Below are 19858 nucleotides of genomic sequence, written 5' to 3' on the forward strand. Positions count from 1 at the left end.
AAATTTTCTGACTATGAAAGTAAATACGCAATCGGTAAATTTTAATGCAGATAGTAAGTTGATTAATTTTCTGCAAAACAGACTAGATAAGGTGGAAACCTTTTATTCTAAGGTGATTAGCTCTGATGTTTATATGAAGGTAGAGAATACAAGTTCAAAAGAGAATAAAATAGTAGAGATCAAAATTACAATACCCAAAGATAAGTTTATTGTAAAAAAACAATGTAAATCATTTGAAGAGGCTGTGGACTCAGCTTGTAATTCACTGGAACGTAGGCTGATAAAACAAAAAGAGAAAATAAGATTACAAGCATGATAAAAATTTTTCAAAATTTATTTTGAATAAACAAAAAACTAGTATACATTTGCAGTCCGTTAGAAATAGCGGGCTTTTTTATGACGATAAAAGTTGTAAAATAAGCCGATGTAGCTCAGCTGGCTAGAGCAGCTGATTTGTAATCAGCAGGTCGTGGGTTCGAGTCCCTCCATCGGCTCTTAAGTTCTTTAAAATATTAGTTTGAGGGGAGATACTCAAGCGGCCAACGAGGGCAGACTGTAAATCTGCTGACTACGTCTTCGCAGGTTCGAATCCTGCTCTCCCCACAAAACTTTTATCTAAAGAAAATTATTGAAATATTGTAATGTTATAAGCGGGAGTAGCTCAGTTGGTAGAGCGTCAGCCTTCCAAGCTGAATGTCGCCGGTTCGAACCCGGTCTCCCGCTCTATAAATTTGACAGTAATGTCATTCCTGCGAAGGCAGGAATCTGCCTTAAAAGGGTGGGTTCGACACTTTACGCCGGTGTAGCTCAGGGGTAGAGCGTTTCCTTGGTAAGGAAGAGGTCACGAGTTCAATTCTCGTCATTGGCTCATTTAAGGTATAAATTTGTACACTAATATAAACTAAGAATAAAATTCATTAAACATGGCAAAGGAAACTTTCGATCGTTCCAAACCGCACTTAAATATAGGTACTATTGGACACGTGGATCACGGTAAAACTACATTAACTGCTGCTATTACAACTGTTTTGGCAAATGCAGGTCTTTCTGAAATGAGAAGTTTCGATTCTATCGATAACGCTCCTGAAGAAAAAGAAAGAGGTATTACTATTAACACTTCACACGTAGAGTACTCTACAGCTAATCGTCATTACGCTCACGTTGACTGTCCTGGTCACGCGGATTACGTAAAGAACATGGTTACTGGTGCTGCTCAAATGGATGGTGCTATATTAGTTGTTGCTGCTACAGATGGTCCTATGCCACAAACCCGTGAGCATATCCTTTTAGGTCGTCAGGTTGGTATTCCTAGAATGGTTGTATTCATGAATAAAGTGGATATGGTTGATGATGAGGAGCTAATCGAGCTTGTTGAGATGGAAGTAAGAGAATTGCTTTCTTTCTATGAGTATGATGGTGATAATGGACCTGTAATCGCTGGTTCTGCATTAGGTGCATTGAACGGTGAGCAAAAATGGGTTGATACAGTAATGGAATTGATGGAAGCTGTTGATAGCTGGATCGAATTACCTCCAAGAGATGTTGATAAGCCTTTCTTGATGCCTGTTGAAGACGTATTTACAATTACTGGTCGTGGTACTGTTGCAACTGGTCGTATAGAAACTGGTATTGCTAACACTGGTGATCCTGTTGAGATTATTGGTATGGGTGCTGTAAAATTAACTTCTACTGTTACTGGAGTTGAGATGTTCCGTAAGATTTTAGATAGAGGTGAAGCTGGAGATAACGTAGGTATCTTGTTAAGAGGTATAGAAAAATCTCAAATTAGCCGTGGAATGGTAATCTGTAAGCCAGGTTCTGTTAAGCCACATGCTAAATTTGAAGCTGAGGTTTACGTATTGAAAAAAGAAGAAGGTGGTCGTCACACACCATTTCATAATAACTATCGTCCACAGTTCTATGTAAGAACAACTGACGTAACAGGTAACATTGCACTTCCTGCAGGAGTTGAAATGGTTATGCCTGGTGATAACCTTACAATTACGGTAGAGCTTATTCAGCCTATTGCTTTGAGTATCGGTCTACGTTTCGCTATCCGTGAAGGTGGTAGAACAGTAGGTGCTGGTCAGGTAACTAAGATTATAGATTAATTTTAGTCTAAATAGAGTATTGTGTATAAGGGTGTCCTGCTCAAGCGGGACACCTTTACATGCAAATAATAGAATAGGTGATTAGTTTCATCGTTCATACGGGTGTAGCTCAGTTGGTAGAGCACTGGTCTCCAAAACCAGGTGTCGGGAGTTCGAGTCTCTCCTCCCGTGCAGCAATAAAGTTTGGGTGAGATATCCTATTTGTTGAAATTGTAAAACAGAATTTAAATGTTCACATATATAAAAGAATCCGTTGAAGAGTTAAGGAATAGTGTTACTCTTCCATCACGTGCAGAATCATCAAACTTGATGGTTATTGTAGCTGTGTTTTCTATCCTTTTTGCTTTAGCTACTTGGGGTGTAGATACGGTCTTTAGTAAAGTGATTAAATCTTATTTCAACTACGTTTTAAACTAAATAGGACTATGTCAGAAGTATTGGAAAAAAAATGGTACGTTGTAAGAGCTGTTAGTGGTCAAGAGAATAAAATCAAAGGATACATTGAGAGTGAAGTAGAGCGTCATGGTTTCTCTGACTATTTAGAAGATGTTCTTGTTCCTACCGAGAAAGTTGTGCAGATCAGAAATGGAAAGAAGATAAATAAAGAAAGAGTTTATTTTCCTGGATATATTATGGTAAAAGCCAATTTAGGTGGTGAAATGGTTCATATAATCAGATCTATAACAAATGTTATAGGGTTTTTAGGGGAGACTAAAGGAGGTGATCCTGTTCCGTTAAGAAGAAATGAAGTAAACAGAATGCTTGGTAAGGTAGATGAGCTAGCTGTGAATACAGATAGTGTAGCTATTCCATTTGTGTTCGGTGAAACAGTAAAAGTAATTGACGGTCCTTTTAATGGCTTCAATGGTACTGTTGAGAAGATAAATGAAGAGAAACGTAAGCTTGAGGTTATGGTGAAAATTTTCGGTAGAAAAACACCATTAGAGCTTAGCTATATGCAAGTAGAGAAAGTATAAGTATTAATATAAGTGTTACATACATATAATTAAAGTAGTGTTGCTTCCGAAAACACACTTTTAATTTAATTTTAAACAATGGCAAAAGAAATAGGTAAAGTAGTTAAACTACAAGTTAAGGGAGGTGCAGCGAATCCATCGCCACCGGTTGGACCTGCCTTAGGAGCTGCTGGTGTTAACATTATGGAATTCTGTAAGCAGTTTAACGCTCGTACGCAGGATAAACCAGGTAAAGTATTACCAGTTGTTATCACAGTTTACAAAGACAAGTCTTTCGACTTCGTTGTAAAAACTCCACCGGCGGCAATTCAGTTATTGGAAGCGGCTAAGATTAAAAAAGGATCTGGCGAACCTAACAGAGTAAAATTAGGTAGTGTTACCTGGGACCAAATCAAGGCAATAGCCGAAGATAAAATGGTTGACCTTAACGCATTTACAGTAGAATCTGCTATGAGTATGATAGCGGGTACTGCACGTTCTATGGGTATGAAGGTAGCAGGAAAGAAACCTTTTTAAAATCTTAAAAGTAATTAAATGGCAAAGTTAACTAAGAAGCAAAAAGAAGCGCATTCTAAAATAGAGAAAGATAAATTATACTCTGTTTCTGAAGCTTCGGCTTTAATAAAAGAGATAACCAATACAAAATTTGACGCATCTGTAGATTTAGCAGTTCGTTTGGGTGTAGATCCAAGAAAAGCTAATCAAATGGTACGTGGTGTAGTTACGCTACCTCATGGTACTGGTAAAGATGTTAAGGTTTTGGCTTTGGTAACACCAGACAAAGAAGCAGAGGCTCAAGAAGCAGGTGCTGATTATGTTGGGTTAGATGAGTATTTGGAAAAAATTAAAAACGGTTGGACAGATGTTGATGTAATTATCACAATGCCAAGTGTAATGGGTAAACTAGGTCCCTTAGGTCGTGTTTTAGGACCAAGAGGTTTAATGCCTAATCCAAAAACAGGAACTGTAACTATGGATGTGGCTAAGGCTGTAACTGAAGTTAAGGCAGGTAAGATAGATTTTAAAGTTGATAAAACAGGTATCGTACATGCTGCGATAGGCAAGGCTTCTTTTTCTGCTGATAAAATAGCGGATAATGCTAAGGAGTTGTTAGATACTTTGAATAAATTGAAGCCAACCGCGGCAAAAGGTGTTTACATGAAAACTATTTTCATGTCTAGTACAATGAGCCCTAGTTTGCAATTAGATCCAAAGTCAGTTTAACGGCTGGTAGTTAAAAATTAAAAGTATGACAAGAGAAGAAAAAGCAAACGTTATAAAAGATTTGACTACGCAGTTGGCAGATAGCACCACAATTTATGTGGCTGATATTTCAGGTTTAGATGCAGGTACAACTTCTGATTTAAGAAGAGCTTGCTTTAAAGCTAACATTAGACTAGCTGTAGTTAAGAATACTTTGCTTGCAAAAGCAATGGAGGCTTCAGACAAAGAATTTGGTGAATTACCAGAAACATTAAAAGGGAATACTTCTCTTATGTTTTCTGATGTTGCCAATGCCCCTGCAAAACTAATAAAGAATTTTAGAAAGAAATCTAAAAAGCCTTTATTGAAAGGAGCTTTTGTAGAAGAAGCAATTTACATAGGTGATGAAAACTTGGATGCTTTAGTTAGCATTAAGTCTAAAGAAGAAATGATTGGCGAAATTATTGGATTGTTACAATCTCCAGCCAAAAATGTTATTTCAGGACTTAAATCTGGTGGTGGTAAACTTGCTGGAATCCTTAAAACATTATCTGAAAGATAAGAACGCACAATTAACTAAGTATATTTTAAAAATTTTATTAAACGATAGAAAATGGCAGATTTAAAAGATTTCGCAGAGCAATTGGTTAACCTTACGGTAAAAGAAGTAAACGAGTTAGCTACTATATTAAAAGATGAATACGGTATCGAGCCTGCAGCAGCAGCAGTAGCAGTAGCAGCAGCTGGTGGTGGAGATGCTGGTGAAGCAGCAGAAGAGAAAACTGAATTCGATGTAATATTAAAAGCAGCAGGTGCTTCTAAATTAGCAGTTGTTAAATTGGTTAAAGAATTAACTGGTTTAGGTTTGAAAGATGCGAAAGATATCGTTGATAGCGCACCAAAAGCAATTAAAGAAGGTGTTTCTAAGGACGAAGCTGAAGGTATCAAAAAATCATTGGAAGAAGCTGGAGCAGAAGTTGAGCTTAAATAATAGCAACAACCATATTATTTTTGGTTTAGGTCTTCTCGCTTTTTGCGGTTAGACCTAAGCCTTTTTATAGAATTAGGTATATTAAGAGGTATACTACTCATTTAGTACTCACGATCAAAACACTGTCCGTAGATGTTCACAAATAATACTGAAAGAATAAGCTTCGCTTCCGCAAGAAACACACCGGATTACCCGGATTTCTTGGATATTCAGATTAAATCTTTCCAAGACTTTTTTCAACTAGAGACTAAGTCAGATGAAAGAGGTAACGAAGGTCTTTATAACACCTTCATGGAAAACTTTCCGATCACTGATACAAGAAATCAGTTTGTATTGGAATTTTTAGATTATTTCATAGATCCACCAAGATATTCTATTCAAGAATGTATCGAACGTGGTCTTACTTACAGCGTTCCTTTAAAAGCACGTTTAAAGTTATATTGTACTGATCCTGAACATGAGGATTTTGAGACAATCGTACAAGATGTGTATTTAGGTACGATTCCTTACATGACTCCAAGTGGTACTTTTGTTATCAATGGAGCAGAAAGAGTTGTTGTTTCTCAGTTACACCGTTCTCCTGGTGTGTTCTTTGGACAGTCATTCCATGCAAATGGAACAAAATTATATTCTGCAAGGGTAATTCCTTTTAAAGGTTCTTGGATAGAATTTGCTACCGATATTAATGGCGTTATGTATGCTTATATCGATAGAAAGAAAAAATTACCGGTGACAACATTGTTCAGGGCTATTGGTTTTGAGCGTGATAAAGATATATTAGAAATTTTTGACCTTTCGGAAGAAGTGAAAGTTTCTAATGCCGGACTTAAAAAAGTGCTTGGTCGCAAACTAGCGGCTAGAGTTTTGAACACTTGGCATGAAGATTTTGTTGATGAGGATACTGGTGAGGTAGTTTCTATTGAGCGTAATGAAATTGTTCTTGATCGAGATACAATTCTGGAAAAAGAGCACATTACCGAAATAATAGATGCTGATGTAAAGACTATTCTTTTACATAAAGAAAATAATGCGCAATCTGATTATGCCATTATTCATAATACACTTCAAAAAGATCCAACGAATTCTGAAAAAGAAGCCGTTGAGCATATTTACCGTCAATTACGTAATGCTGAGCCGCCAGATGAGGAGACAGCACGTGGTATTATTGATAAATTATTCTTTTCTGATCAACGTTACAACTTAGGTGAAGTTGGTCGTTACAGAATGAACAAGAAATTACAGTTGGATATTGGAATGGACAAACAAGTTTTGACCAAGGAAGATATCATAACTATTATAAAATATTTAATAGAGTTAATCAATTCTAAAGCAGAGATTGATGATATTGATCACCTTTCTAACCGTCGTGTACGTACTGTTGGTGAGCAATTATCTCAACAGTTTGGTGTAGGTTTAGCTCGTATGGCTAGAACTATTCGTGAACGTATGAACGTTCGTGATAATGAAGTATTTACACCTATCGATTTAATTAATGCAAAGACATTGTCTTCTGTAATTAATTCTTTCTTTGGTACGAATCAGTTATCTCAATTTATGGACCAAACGAATCCATTAGCAGAGATTACTCACAAGAGAAGACTTTCGGCATTAGGTCCAGGTGGTTTATCTAGAGAACGTGCAGGTTTCGAAGTACGTGATGTTCACTATACGCACTATGGTCGTTTATGTCCTATTGAAACTCCTGAAGGTCCGAACATTGGTTTGATATCTTCATTGTCTGTGTTTGCTAAAGTAAACCCAATGGGCTTCTTAGAAACACCATATAGAAAAGTAACAAATTCTGTTGTTGATTATAAGAACTTTACTTATTTAAGTGCAGAAGAAGAAGAAGGAATGAAAATTGCACAAGCAAACATTCCAATGAAAGAAGATGGTACTATTGATGCTGAAAAGGTTATTGCAAGAGAAGAAGGTGATTTTCCTGTTGTAGATCCGTCAGAAATTCAATATACCGATGTTGCACCTAATCAAATAGCTTCTATATCTGCATCTTTAATTCCATTTTTGGAACATGATGATGCGAACAGGGCTTTGATGGGATCTAACATGATGCGTCAAGCTGTTCCTCTATTGAAGCCACAATCACCGATTGTTGGTACAGGTTTAGAGCGTCAAGTAGCATCAGATTCAAGAGTATTGATCAATGCAGAAGGTGATGGGGTTATTGAGTATGTAGATGCTCAAAAAGTAACTATCAAGTATGATAGAAGCGATGAAGAAAGATTAATCAGTTTTGAAGAAGATAGTAAGACCTATTTCCTTGTTAAGTTTAGAAAAACAAACCAAGGAACCAATATTAACCTAAAGCCAATTGTTCAAAAAGGTGATAGAGTTAAAAAGGGTCAAGTACTTTGTGAAGGTTATGCAACTGAAAAAGGAGAATTAGCATTAGGTAGAAACCTTGTTGTGGCTTTTATGCCATGGAAAGGATACAACTTTGAGGATGCAATCGTAATTTCTGAAAAAGTTGTTCGTGAAGATATCTTTACGTCTATACATGTTGATGAGTATTCTCTAGAAGTAAGAGATACCAAATTAGGAGCTGAAGAGCTTACACATGATATCCCTAACGTTTCTGAAGAGGCAACAAAAGACCTTGATGAAAATGGTATGATTAGAATTGGTGCCGAGGTAAAACCTGGCGATATTTTAATAGGTAAGATTACTCCGAAAGGGGAATCTGATCCAACACCTGAAGAAAAATTATTACGTGCTATATTTGGTGACAAAGCTGGCGATGTAAAAGATGCTTCATTAAAAGCTTCACCTTCATTAAGAGGTGTAGTAATAGATAAGAAGTTATTCTCTAGGTCTGTAAAAGATAAGAGAAAACGTTCAGAAGACAAAGAAGAACTTTCTAAGCTTGAATTGGAATACGAAGTAAAATTCCAAGAATTGAAAGATGTTCTTGTTGAAAAATTATTTACCATTGTAAATGGTAAAACTTCTCAGGGTGTTCTTAATGATTTAGGAGAAGAAGTATTACCTAAGGGTAAGAAGTATACAATGAAAATGTTAAATTCTGTAGATGATTTCGCTCACTTAGTTGGTGGAAGCTGGACTACAGATACTGATACAAACACATTAGTTGCTGATTTACTTCATAACTATAAAATTAAACTTAACGATTTACAAGGTAACTTAAGAAGAGATAAGTTTACAATATCTGTTGGTGATGAATTACCAGCTGGTATTATGAAATTAGCCAAAGTATATATAGCTAAAAAGCGTAAGCTAAAAGTTGGTGATAAAATGGCAGGTAGACATGGTAACAAAGGTATTGTATCTAGAATAGTACGTCATGAAGATATGCCGTTCTTGGAAGATGGAACCCCTGTAGATATCGTTCTTAACCCGTTAGGTGTACCATCTCGTATGAACATTGGTCAAATCTATGAAACAGTACTAGGTTGGGCAGGTCTTAAGCTTGGTAGAAAGTATGCAACGCCAATTTTTGATGGTGCAACTTTAAATGAAATTAATGAGTATACCGATGAAGCAGGTATTCCAAGATTTGGACATACATATTTATTCGATGGTGGAACTGGACAACGTTTTGATCAACCAGCAACAGTTGGTGTGATTTACATGTTGAAACTTGGACACATGGTAGATGATAAGATGCATGCTCGTTCTATAGGACCATATTCATTAATAACACAACAACCTCTGGGTGGTAAAGCTCAATTTGGTGGTCAGCGTTTTGGTGAAATGGAAGTTTGGGCACTTGAAGCTTACGGTGCATCGGCAACCTTACGTGAGATTTTAACGGTAAAGTCTGATGATGTTATCGGAAGAGCTAAAACTTATGAATCAATTGTTAAAGGTGAAACAATGCCCGAGCCTGGTTTACCAGAATCTTTCAACGTTTTAATGCACGAACTTAAGGGATTAGGTTTGGATATTAGACTTGAGGAATAGTTCAATATTTTTTATTGAAGACTATTAAGTAAAACAAATTAAAACATTATCAGCACGCTATTATGGCTAGAATAAAAGATAATAACCCAGTAAAAAGGTTCGATAAAATTTCAATAGGATTAGCTTCGCCAGAATCTATTTTGGCAGAATCTAGAGGTGAAGTTTTAAAGCCTGAAACAATTAACTATAGAACTCATAAACCAGAACGCGATGGTTTGTTCTGTGAGCGTATTTTTGGTCCTGTTAAGGATTATGAGTGTGCTTGTGGTAAATACAAACGTATTCGTTACCGTGGTATCGTATGTGATCGTTGTGGTGTAGAGGTAACAGAGAAGAAAGTACGTAGAGATCGTGTAGGTCATATCAACTTGGTAGTACCAGTTGCTCACATTTGGTATTTCCGTTCTTTACCTAACAAAATAGGTTACCTATTAGGTTTGCCTTCCAAGAAATTGGATATGATTATTTACTACGAACGTTATGTAGTAATTCAAGCAGGTATTGCTAAAGGTCCTGAAGGAGAGGAAATTCAGAAAATGGATTTCTTGACCGAAGAAGAGTATCTAAATATTTTAGAAACTATTCCTCAAGAAAATCAATATTTAGAAGATTCTGACCCAAATAAGTTTATAGCTAAAATGGGAGCAGAGTGTTTAATTGATTTGTTAGGTAGAATTAATCTTAAAGAGCTTTCTTTTGAGCTTAGACATAAAGCAAATACAGAAACTTCTAAGCAACGTAAAACTGAGGCGTTAAAACGTTTACAGGTTGTAGAAGCTTTGAGAGAATCTCAAGAGAATAGAGAAAACGAGCCAGAATGGATGATTATGAAAGTAATTCCGGTTATTCCGCCAGAATTACGTCCATTAGTACCATTAGATGGTGGTCGTTTTGCAACTTCAGATTTAAATGATCTTTATAGAAGGGTAATTATCCGTAATAACCGTTTAAAAAGATTAGTTGAGATTAAGGCGCCAGAAGTAATTTTACGTAATGAAAAACGTATGCTTCAAGAAGCTGTAGATTCTTTGTTTGATAACACAAGAAAGGCATCTGCCGTAAAAACTGAATCTAATAGACCATTAAAGTCTCTTTCAGATTCTTTAAAAGGTAAGCAAGGTCGTTTCCGTCAAAACTTACTTGGTAAGCGTGTTGATTATTCTGCACGTTCGGTAATTGTTGTAGGACCAGAATTGAACCTATTTGAATGTGGTCTTCCAAAAGATATGGCTGCTGAATTGTACAAGCCTTTCGTAATTAGAAAACTAATTGAAAGAGGTATTGTAAAAACAGTTAAATCTGCGAAGAAAATTATAGATAAAAAAGAGCCTGTAGTTTGGGATATCTTAGAGAATGTATTGAAAGGTCACCCGGTGTTATTAAACAGGGCTCCTACATTACACCGTTTAGGTATTCAAGCTTTTCAGCCTAAATTAATAGAAGGTAAAGCGATTCGTCTTCATCCGTTGGCATGTACTGCATTTAATGCGGATTTTGATGGGGATCAAATGGCGGTTCACTTACCATTAGGGCCAGAGGCAATCTTAGAAGCGCAATTATTAATGCTTGCTTCTCAGAATATATTAAACCCTGCAAATGGTTCTCCAATTACGGTACCATCACAGGATATGGTCTTGGGTCTGTATTATATGACCAAAGAGCGTAAATCAACTCCAGAAGTGCCGGTTATTGGCGAGGGGTTAACTTTTTACTCACCTGAAGAAGTTGAAATAGCTTTTAATGAAGGTAAAGTAAATCTTAACGCAGGTATTAAGGTTAGAACTAAAGATTTTAATGAAGAAGGAGAGTTGGTAAATCAAATTATACCTACCACTGTTGGTCGTGTATTATTTAACAATTTCGTTCCTGAAGAAGCTGGTTATATCAACCAAGTTCTAAATAAGAAAGCTTTAAGAAATATCATAGGTGATATTTTGGCTGTTACAAGTGTACCTGTTACCGCTGCTTTCTTAGATAAGATTAAAACTATGGGTTATGATTTCGCTTTTAAAGGTGGATTGTCCTTTAGTTTAGGGGATATTATTATTCCTGCTGAGAAAATGGATATGATTGGTGAGGCAAATGTTCAAGTAGATGGTATTATGGCCAACTACAACATGGGTCTTATTACAAACAATGAAAGATATAATCAGGTTATCGATGTTTGGACATCGACTAACGCTCAGTTGACAGAGTTAGCCATGAAACGTATTCGTGAGGATCAACAAGGTTTCAACTCTGTGTATATGATGCTTGATTCTGGTGCAAGGGGTTCTAAGGAACAAATTCGTCAGTTGACCGGTATGCGTGGATTAATGGCTAAGCCTAAAAAATCTACTGCAGGAGGTGGTGAAATTATTGAAAACCCGATTCTTTCTAACTTTAAGGAAGGTCTTTCTATTCTAGAATACTTCATTTCAACGCACGGTGCACGTAAGGGTCTTGCAGATACCGCCTTGAAAACGGCAGATGCTGGGTATTTAACAAGAAGGTTGGTAGATGTATCGCAAGATGTAATTATTAACACTGAAGATTGTGAAACTCTAAGAGGTGTTGAAGTTCAGGCGCTTAAAAAGAATGAAGAGATAGTTGAAAGCTTAGGGGAAAGAATTTTAGGTCGTGTATCACTACATGATGTTTATAACCCAATGACAGAAGAATTAGTTCTTCGTGCTGGTCAACAGATAATGGAGGTAGATGTGAAAAGAATTGAAGCTTCCCCTATCGAGAAAGTTGAAGTTCGTTCTGCATTGACTTGTGAAGCGGAAAAAGGTATTTGTGCTAAATGTTATGGTAGAAACCTTTCTACAAATAAGATGGTACAAAGAGGTGAAGCTGTTGGTGTTGTAGCTGCTCAATCAATTGGAGAGCCAGGTACACAGCTTACACTTAGAACATTCCACGTGGGTGGTATTGCTGGTAACATTTCTGAAGATAACAAGTTAGAAGTAAGATTCTCTGGTATTGCCGAGATTGAAGACTTAAGAACAGTTATTGGAGAAGGTTCAGATGGTAAGAATGCTGAAATTGTAATCTCTAGAACAAGTGAAATTAAAATTGTTGATGCTAAAACAGGTATTACTTTAAGTACAGGTAATATACCTTATGGTTCTCAATTATATATTGAAAATGGCGCCAAGGTTACTAAAGGAGATGTGATTTGTTCCTGGGATCCATATAACGGAGTTATTGTTTCTGAATTCCCAGGTAAGATAGCTTATGAAAATATTGAGCAAGGTGTTACTTACCAAGTTGAAATTGATGAGCAGACTGGTTTCCAAGAAAAAGTTATTTCTGAATCTAGAAACAAGAAGTTGATTCCAACATTATTGATTCAAGATGCTAAGGGTGAAACATTACGTTCATATAACTTACCAGTTGGTTCGCATATAATGGTAGATGATGGCGATAAGATTAAAGAAGGTAAAACTTTGGTTAAGATTCCACGTAAATCTGCAAAAGCAGGTGATATTACTGGTGGTCTTCCAAGAGTTACTGAACTGTTTGAAGCTAGAAATCCATCAAACCCTGCTGTTGTTTCTGAAATTGACGGTGTTGTTTCCTTTGGTAAGATTAAGAGAGGTAATAGAGAAATCATCATTGAATCTAAATTAGGTGAGGTGAAGAAATATCTTGTAAAACTTTCTAATCAGATTTTAGTACAAGAGAACGATTATGTAAGAGCTGGTATGCCATTATCAGATGGTTCAATTACGCCAGAAGATATTTTAGCAATTAAAGGTCCTTCAGCTGTACAACAGTATTTAGTAAATGAAGTTCAAGAAGTTTATAGGTTACAAGGTGTAAAGATCAATGATAAGCACTTCGAAGTAGTTGTTAGACAGATGATGCGTAAAGTGAGAATTCAAGATCCAGGTGATACTATCTTTTTAGAGAATCAATTGATTCATAAAGATGATTTCATTATAGAGAATGATGAGATTTTTGGTAAGAAAGTAGTAATGGAAGCAGGTGATTCTACTAACCTTAAGGCGGGTCAAATCGTTACTCCTCGTGAGTTAAGAGATGAGAACTCATTATTAAGACGTGGTGATAAGGCGTTGGTTGAAGCAAGAGATGCTGTCTCTGCAACTGCAACTCCAATTCTACAAGGTATTACTAGAGCATCTCTACAAACAAAATCGTTTATTTCTGCTGCATCCTTCCAAGAAACGACTAAAGTATTAAATGAAGCTGCTGTAAGTGGTAAGATTGATACATTAGAAGGTCTTAAAGAGAATGTAATCGTTGGTCATAAGATTCCGGCTGGTACGGGTATGAGAGACTATGATAGCATTATTGTTGGGTCAAAGGAAGAATATGATGAAATAATGGCCAGAAAAGAGGCATTAAGATTCTAATTTTATAATAACCCTCAAATTTTTATTTGAGGGTTATTTTTTTAATAAAATAAAAGTATGAGTGACAATAAGAATCCGAATCAAAAGCAAATAAATATTGAATTGGACGAGAAGATGGCAGAAGGTATTTATTCTAATCTAGCCATTATCAATCATTCAGTTTCAGAATTTGTAGTTGACTTCATTAGTATGATGCCTGGAGCTCCAAAAGTAAAAGTCAAGAGTAGAATAATACTTACTCCGCAACATGCTAAGAAGTTTTTAAAAGCATTGAATGATAATGTACAGCGGTTTGAAAAAGCTAATGGTACTATAAAAGACTATGAGCAACCATCAATACCAATGAATTTTGGTCCGACCGGTGAAGCATAAAAAAATCCCAACTTTGACAGTTGGGATTTTTTTTATTCAAATTCAGAAGTAAAATGAAGTTTTACCGATGGGTATTTTTGCTGTGTCATTTGAAGCGAAAATTGTGAATCTGCCAAGAATACCAATTGTCCTTTTTTATCCTTTGCCAAGAATTTTTGTTTCACACGTTCAAATTCTTTGAATTCATCAGTTTTTCTATTTTCGGTACCAACCCAACAAGCTTTATATACATTAAAATTTTCGTAGCTACATTTTGCGCCGTATTCATGCTCTAGTCTATACTGTATCACTTCAAATTGTAAAGCTCCTACAGTTCCTATTATTTTTCTGCCATTTAATTCCAAGGTAAATAATTGGGCAACACCTTCATCCATCAATTGATCAATACCCTTATTCAGTTGTTTGGACTTCATAGGGTCTGCATTATTAATGTACCTGAAATGTTCAGGAGAGAAGCTAGGTATGCCTTTATAATGTAAATTTTCGCCTTCAGTTAAGGTATCTCCAATTTTAAAGTTTCCTGTATCATGTAACCCTACAATGTCACCAGGATAAGAGGTATCTACTATTTCTTTCTTTTCGGCAAAAAATGCATTCGGACTAGAGAACTTCAGGTTTTTACCATGCCTTACGTGTAAGTATGGTTTGTTACGCTCAAAAGTACCAGAGACGATTTTTATAAACGCAAGACGGTCTCTGTGCTTAGGGTCCATGTTCGCATGAATTTTAAAGACAAAACCTGTCATTTCTTTTTCGTTAGCTGCAACAAGGCGTTCTTCAGCATTCTTTGAGCGTGGAGTAGGTGCAATTTGAATAAAGCAATCTAAAAGCTCCCTAACTCCGAAGTTGTTTAGTGCAGACCCAAAAAATACGGGTTGTTGTTCGCCTTTCAAATAAAGCTCTTTATCAAAATTAGGATAAACACCTCTAACCAATTCGAGGTTATCTCGTAATTCAGTTGCTGCCTTATTCCCTATAATTTTATCTAACTCTGGATTGGTTACATCATCAAAGGCTATGGTTTCTTCAATGTTCTTCTTACTATCGCCACTAAATAGGTTAATATTCTTTTCGAAAATATTGTAGATACCTTTAAAATCATATCCCATACCTATAGGGAAGCTTAATGGTGTCACAGATAGACCTAGTTTTTGCTCTAATTCATCAAGTAGGTCAAAAGCATCTTGACCTTCTCTATCCATTTTATTTATAAATACCAGAATCGGTATTTTACGCATTCTACAAACTTCGACCAATTTAACCGTTTGTTCCTCCACGCCTTTTGCAACATCGATAACAACTATAACACTATCAACTGCAGTTAACGTTCTAAAAGTATCTTCTGCGAAATCTTTATGACCAGGGGTGTCAAGAATATTAATTTTCTTATCCTTATAATTAAATGCAAGAACAGAAGTGGCAACAGAAATACCTCTTTGTCTTTCAATTTCCATAAAATCACTAGTAGCTGTTTTTTTGATTTTATTATTTTTAACAGCTCCTGCTTCTTGTATGGCACCACCAAATAATAGTAATTTCTCAGTTAATGTCGTTTTACCTGCATCTGGGTGAGAAATAATACCAAAGGTTCTTCTGCGTTCTATTTCTTGCTTAAAGGTCATATACAAAATTTGTGCAAAAGTAATATAAATTCAATTCTTAACATTTAAGATTACTAAATGATAGTTTTAGTTTTTTAATTGTTTTCAAATCAATTGAATAATACTCTTTTAATATAAATCAGATATTTTTCAAGTAGAATGGTCTTTTCGTTCATAATTATCGTAAATAGTACAATTTTTAAATATTATAAAGTATTTGACCTATTTTTTTAACCGATTGACTTATGAATTTGATGGTTAATCGAAAAAGAATTTGAGTTGATTCAATTATAATATATCTTAGCATCGTTAAATAAGACTGCCCCACTTTCTTATAATTAACTTTTAAAAAACACTACCAAATGCCATGGTGATTAGTAAAACACTAACACTTATGGGTAAAATTACTTTGACATTACGTAACTTATTATCGTTAAAAGCATTAGGAATTTTAACAGTACTATTGTTGACGTCATCTTTTTCTAACACTTACAAATTAGAAACCGATATATCGACTTTGTATACGATTGATACAGACGGTGATGGTGTATTAGATTCAATTGATATCGATGATGATGGGGATGGTATTATAGATGTAAATGAAGATAAAAATTTAGATGGAGATTATAATCATACCACTAATCCTACAGATACGGATTGTGACGGTGTTCCCGATTATTTAGATATAGATTCAGATAATGATGGTATTCTTGATAATTTGGAAGCCCCAAATTTTCATAAATATAAGCCAGCATCAGGAATAGATTCAGACGGTAATGGTCTAGATGATATTTACGAAAAATACCCTGGTAGCGGAGAAGGTGTAAAAGTTGATGATAGGGATGGTGATGGTAAACCCAATCATCTTGATATAGATACCGACAATGATGGTATACCTGATAACGTAGAGGCACAGACAACCGCTGGCTATATTCCTCCAAACCTAGATAGTAGTGCGACTTATGCCTTGAATAATGGTATTAATAGTGCATATATTGGTGGTTTAATACCAGTGAATACCGATGGTACGCCTCCTCCAAACAAACCAGATTATCAAGATTTTGATAGCGATGATGATCTTGTTCTTGATAGTAACGAGGGTAACGATTTTAACTTTGACGGAATACCTGACCAAATATTGACTGGTATTGATACCGATGGTGATGGATTGGACGATGGTTATGAAGGTTCAGATGTTAATGACGGTTTCGATGTGAACGATGAGATTAACGACCCTGCAAACGATTTACCTGATACCGATGGTACCGAGGATGTAAATTATAGAGATTTCGACGATGACGGAGATGGTATTGATACACCGGACGAGGATGCCAACAATGATGGTGATCCTACAAACGACGATACGGATAATGATGGTACTCCCGACTATCTTGATGTAGATAATACACTTGGTCCTGATACGGATGGCGATGGTGTTCCAGACAGTGCCGATCTTGATGATGACAATGATGGAATATTGGATACGGTAGAAGATCCAAATTTAGATGGAGACAATAATCCATTAACAGACCCATTAGATTCCGATAATGACGGAAAGCCAAATCATTTGGATATCGATAGCGATAACGATGGAATTCCGGATAGCGTAGAGGCTCAGGTCACTGACGGATATATAGCGCCAAACGACGACGACGCTGCTACGTATGCATCTAACGATGGTGTCAATAGTGCATATCCAACAGGACTTACACCGGTAAATACAGATGGAACTGACAATGTTGATTACCTTGATTTGGATAGTGACAACGATTCAGTTCCAGATAATAATGAAGGCAACGATTTTAATTTTGACGGCATTCCTGATCAATCGTATACAGGTGTCGATACTGATAGTGACGGACTTGATGATGGTTATGAAGGTTCTGATATAAATGACGGTTTCGATGTCAACGATGAGATTAACGACCCTGCCAACGATTTACCTGATACCGATGGTACCGAGGATGTCAACTATAGGGATTTGGACGATGACGGAGATGGAATTGATACACCTGACGAGGATGCCAACAATGATGGTGACCCTACAAATGACGATACGGATAATGATGGTACTCCTAATTATTTAGATCCTGACAGCCCAGGTCCTGATACAGATGGTGACGGTGTTCCAGACAGTGCCGACCTTGATGATGACAATGATGGAATATTGGATACGGTAGAAGATCCAAATTTAGATGGAGACAATAATCCATTAACAGACCCATTAGATTCCGATAATGACGGAAAGCCAAATCATTTGGATATCGATAGCGATAACGATGGAATTCCGGATAACGTAGAGGCTCAGGTCACTGACGGATATATAGCGCCAAACGACGACGACGCTGCTACGTATGCATCTAACGATGGTGTCAATAGTGCATATCCAACAGGACTTACACCGGTAAATACAGATGGAACTGACAATGTTGATTACCTTGATTTGGATAGTGACAACGATTCAGTTCCAGATAATAATGAAGGCAACGATTTTAATTTTGACGGCATTCCTGATCAATCGTATACAGGTGTCGATACTGATAGTGACGGACTTGATGATGGTTATGAAGGTTCTGATATAAATGACGGTTTCGATGTCAACGATGAGATTAACGACCCTGCCAACGATTTACCAGATACCGATGGTACCGAGGATGTCAACTATAGGGATTTGGACGATGACGGTGATGGAATAGATACACCTGACGAGGATGCCAACAATGATGGTGACCCTACAAATGACGATACGGATAATGATGGTACTCCTGATTATTTAGATCCGGATAGTGGTACGCCAGTTACTTTAGATGTTGTAGACGATACTGTAGCAACACCTGTAGATTCTCCAATTGAAATAGATATTCTGGATAATGATTTTGGTATTCCTACAGATGGAACATTAACTGTAACAGACCCATCAAACGGTACTATTGAAATCAATGATGGAGGTACTCCAGATGACATTTCTGACGATACTATTACCTATACGCCAAACGATGGTTTTGTAGGAACGGAAACTATCGAGTATACCGTATGTGATACTGAAGGTAATTGTGACACGGCAACTGTTACAATAACTGTAGGTGAGCCGGTAGCTTTAGATGTTGTAGACGATTCTGCAGCAACACCTGTAGATACTCCAATCGAAATAGATATTCTGGATAATGATTTTGGTATTCCTACAGATGGAACATTAACCGTAACCGATCCATCAAACGGTACTATTGAAATCAATGATGGAGGTACTCCAGATGATATTTCTGACGATACTATCACGTATACGCCAAACGATGGTTTTGAAGGAACGGAAACTATCGAGTATACGGTTTGTGATACTGATGGTAATTGTGACACGGCAACTGTTACAATAACTGTAGGTGAGCCGGTAGCTCTAGATGTTGTAGACGATTCTGTATCTACACCGATAGATACTCCAATCGAAATAGATATTCTGGATAATGATTTTGGTATTCCTACAGATGGTACGTTAACTGTAACCGACCCATCAAATGGTACTGTTGAAATCAATGATGGAGGAACTCCAGATGATATTTCAGATGATACAATTACATATACTCCAAATGATGGTTTTGAAGGAACGGAAACTATCGAGTATACGGTATGTGATACTGATGGTAATTGTGACACGGCTACGGTAACCATTACTGTAGGTGAGCCGGTAGCTCTAGATGTTGTAGACGATTCTGTATCTACACCGATAGATACTCCAATCGAAATAGATATTCTGGATAATGATTTTGGTATTCCTATAGATGGTACGTTAACCGTAACAGATCCATCAAACGGTACTATTGAAATCAATGATGGAGGAACTCCAGATGATATTTCAGATGATACAATTACATACACGCCAAACGATGGTTTTGAAGGAAGTGATACCATTGAATATACAGTATGTGATGTTTTGGGTAATTGTGATACCGCAACTGTTGAGATATTAGTTGTTGACAATAATCCTACAGAAACAGACGATGACCCAATTGAAGTAAATCAAATGGTAACACCGAATGGTGATGGTAGAAACGAATTCTTATTCATTAGAGGTGTAGATAAGATTCGCAACAGCACTTTAAAGATTTTTAATAGATGGGGAGTTGCTGTTTACGAAGGTGAAAATTATAATAATCAAAATAATGTTTTTGATGGTAGATCAAGAGGTAGATCAACCTTAAGTACAGATGATTATCTTCCGGCCGGAATATATTTCTATATATTTGATTATACTACCTTTGAAGGGGTAAATAAGGTAGATAGTGAATATCTGTATATTAGTAGATAA

General features: G+C 36.4%; 13 protein-coding genes and 5 tRNA genes. 17 read left to right on the plus strand and 1 reads right to left on the minus strand.

The window, feature by feature from the left end:
- The first annotated feature begins 13 nt into the window (after window positions 1–13).
- The 16 genes from hpf (at window position 14) to CLV90_RS17655 (ending at window position 13957) form a co-directional block, all read left to right on the plus strand.
- Complete coding sequence (hpf, locus tag CLV90_RS17580) at window positions 14–316, plus strand: ribosome hibernation-promoting factor, HPF/YfiA family (protein ID WP_133688824.1); 303 nt, start codon at window positions 14–16, stop codon at window positions 314–316.
- Window positions 317–420: 104 nt separating this feature from the next.
- Window positions 421–494 (plus strand) — tRNA-Thr (locus tag CLV90_RS17585).
- Between the two features lie 27 nt (window positions 495–521).
- Window positions 522–603, plus strand: a tRNA-Tyr gene (locus CLV90_RS17590).
- 47 nt (window positions 604–650) lie between these two features.
- A tRNA-Gly gene (locus CLV90_RS17595) sits at window positions 651–723 on the plus strand.
- Window positions 724–796: 73 nt separating this feature from the next.
- Window positions 797–868: transfer RNA gene (locus CLV90_RS17600), tRNA-Thr, on the plus strand.
- A gap of 55 nt (window positions 869–923) precedes the next feature.
- Window positions 924–2111, plus strand: coding sequence for an elongation factor Tu (gene tuf, locus CLV90_RS17605; RefSeq protein ID WP_133688825.1), 1188 nt, complete (start codon window positions 924–926; stop codon window positions 2109–2111).
- A 98-nt stretch (window positions 2112–2209) separates the two neighbouring features.
- Window positions 2210–2282 (plus strand) — tRNA-Trp (locus CLV90_RS17610).
- A gap of 57 nt (window positions 2283–2339) precedes the next feature.
- Entirely contained in the window at window positions 2340–2528 is a 189-nt protein-coding gene (secE, locus tag CLV90_RS17615) for a preprotein translocase subunit SecE (RefSeq protein WP_133688826.1), read from the plus strand.
- An 8-nt stretch (window positions 2529–2536) separates the two neighbouring features.
- Window positions 2537–3088, plus strand: coding sequence for a transcription termination/antitermination protein NusG (gene nusG / locus CLV90_RS17620; protein WP_133688827.1), 552 nt, complete (start codon window positions 2537–2539; stop codon window positions 3086–3088).
- A gap of 78 nt (window positions 3089–3166) precedes the next feature.
- Window positions 3167–3604 carry a 50S ribosomal protein L11 gene (rplK, locus tag CLV90_RS17625; protein WP_133688828.1) on the plus strand — a complete coding sequence of 146 codons (438 nt, stop codon included), beginning with the start codon at window positions 3167–3169 and terminating at the stop codon, window positions 3602–3604.
- An 18-nt stretch (window positions 3605–3622) separates the two neighbouring features.
- On the plus strand, window positions 3623–4312 hold the full coding sequence (rplA, locus tag CLV90_RS17630; protein ID WP_133688829.1) for a 50S ribosomal protein L1: 690 nt from the start codon (window positions 3623–3625) through the stop codon (window positions 4310–4312).
- A gap of 25 nt (window positions 4313–4337) precedes the next feature.
- A complete protein-coding gene (gene rplJ, locus CLV90_RS17635) occupies window positions 4338–4853 on the plus strand; it encodes a 50S ribosomal protein L10 (protein ID WP_133688830.1) in 516 nt (171 codons plus the stop codon).
- 51 nt (window positions 4854–4904) lie between these two features.
- A complete protein-coding gene (gene rplL, locus CLV90_RS17640) occupies window positions 4905–5282 on the plus strand; it encodes a 50S ribosomal protein L7/L12 (protein ID WP_133688831.1) in 378 nt (125 codons plus the stop codon).
- Between the two features lie 132 nt (window positions 5283–5414).
- The gene (gene rpoB / locus CLV90_RS17645) at window positions 5415–9224 is read left to right on the plus strand and encodes a DNA-directed RNA polymerase subunit beta (RefSeq protein ID WP_133688832.1); all 3810 of its coding nucleotides are present in this window, start codon (window positions 5415–5417) and stop codon (window positions 9222–9224) included.
- Window positions 9225–9286: 62 nt separating this feature from the next.
- Window positions 9287–13585: a DNA-directed RNA polymerase subunit beta' gene (rpoC, locus tag CLV90_RS17650; RefSeq protein ID WP_133688833.1), complete on the plus strand. Its 4299-nt coding sequence runs from the start codon at window positions 9287–9289 to the stop codon at window positions 13583–13585.
- Between the two features lie 57 nt (window positions 13586–13642).
- Entirely contained in the window at window positions 13643–13957 is a 315-nt protein-coding gene (locus tag CLV90_RS17655) for a DUF3467 domain-containing protein (protein ID WP_133688834.1), read from the plus strand.
- A gap of 32 nt (window positions 13958–13989) precedes the next feature.
- Here the strand turns inward: CLV90_RS17655 and CLV90_RS17660 are convergent, their stop codons facing one another.
- Window positions 13990–15579: a peptide chain release factor 3 gene (locus CLV90_RS17660; RefSeq protein WP_133688835.1), complete on the minus strand. Its 1590-nt coding sequence runs from the start codon at window positions 15577–15579 to the stop codon at window positions 13990–13992.
- A 373-nt stretch (window positions 15580–15952) separates the two neighbouring features.
- Here CLV90_RS17660 and CLV90_RS17665 point away from each other — a divergent pair, with 373 nt between their 5' ends.
- Window positions 15953–19858: an Ig-like domain-containing protein gene (locus CLV90_RS17665; RefSeq protein WP_133688836.1), complete on the plus strand. Its 3906-nt coding sequence runs from the start codon at window positions 15953–15955 to the stop codon at window positions 19856–19858.

The organism is Maribacter spongiicola (genome assembly GCF_004364165.1).
GTDB classification, from domain to species: domain Bacteria; phylum Bacteroidota; class Bacteroidia; order Flavobacteriales; family Flavobacteriaceae; genus Maribacter; species Maribacter spongiicola.

Excerpts from the sequence above, each read along its gene's own strand:
- hpf (WP_133688824.1), top strand. The coding sequence starts at position 14 with ATGAAAGTAAATACGCAATCGGTAAATTTTAATGCAGATAGTAAGTTG.
- tuf (WP_133688825.1), top strand. The coding sequence starts at position 924 with ATGGCAAAGGAAACTTTCGATCGTTCCAAACCGCACTTAAATATAGGT.
- secE (WP_133688826.1), top strand. The coding sequence starts at position 2,340 with ATGTTCACATATATAAAAGAATCCGTTGAAGAGTTAAGGAATAGTGTT.
- nusG (WP_133688827.1), top strand. The coding sequence starts at position 2,537 with ATGTCAGAAGTATTGGAAAAAAAATGGTACGTTGTAAGAGCTGTTAGT.
- rplK (WP_133688828.1), top strand. The coding sequence starts at position 3,167 with ATGGCAAAAGAAATAGGTAAAGTAGTTAAACTACAAGTTAAGGGAGGT.
- rplA (WP_133688829.1), top strand. The coding sequence starts at position 3,623 with ATGGCAAAGTTAACTAAGAAGCAAAAAGAAGCGCATTCTAAAATAGAG.
- rplJ (WP_133688830.1), top strand. The coding sequence starts at position 4,338 with ATGACAAGAGAAGAAAAAGCAAACGTTATAAAAGATTTGACTACGCAG.
- rplL (WP_133688831.1), top strand. The coding sequence starts at position 4,905 with ATGGCAGATTTAAAAGATTTCGCAGAGCAATTGGTTAACCTTACGGTA.
- rpoB (WP_133688832.1), top strand. The coding sequence starts at position 5,415 with ATGTTCACAAATAATACTGAAAGAATAAGCTTCGCTTCCGCAAGAAAC.
- rpoC (WP_133688833.1), top strand. The coding sequence starts at position 9,287 with ATGGCTAGAATAAAAGATAATAACCCAGTAAAAAGGTTCGATAAAATT.
- CLV90_RS17655 (WP_133688834.1), top strand. The coding sequence starts at position 13,643 with ATGAGTGACAATAAGAATCCGAATCAAAAGCAAATAAATATTGAATTG.
- CLV90_RS17660 (WP_133688835.1), bottom strand. The coding sequence starts at position 15,579 with ATGACCTTTAAGCAAGAAATAGAACGCAGAAGAACCTTTGGTATTATT.
- CLV90_RS17665 (WP_133688836.1), top strand. The coding sequence starts at position 15,953 with ATGGGTAAAATTACTTTGACATTACGTAACTTATTATCGTTAAAAGCA.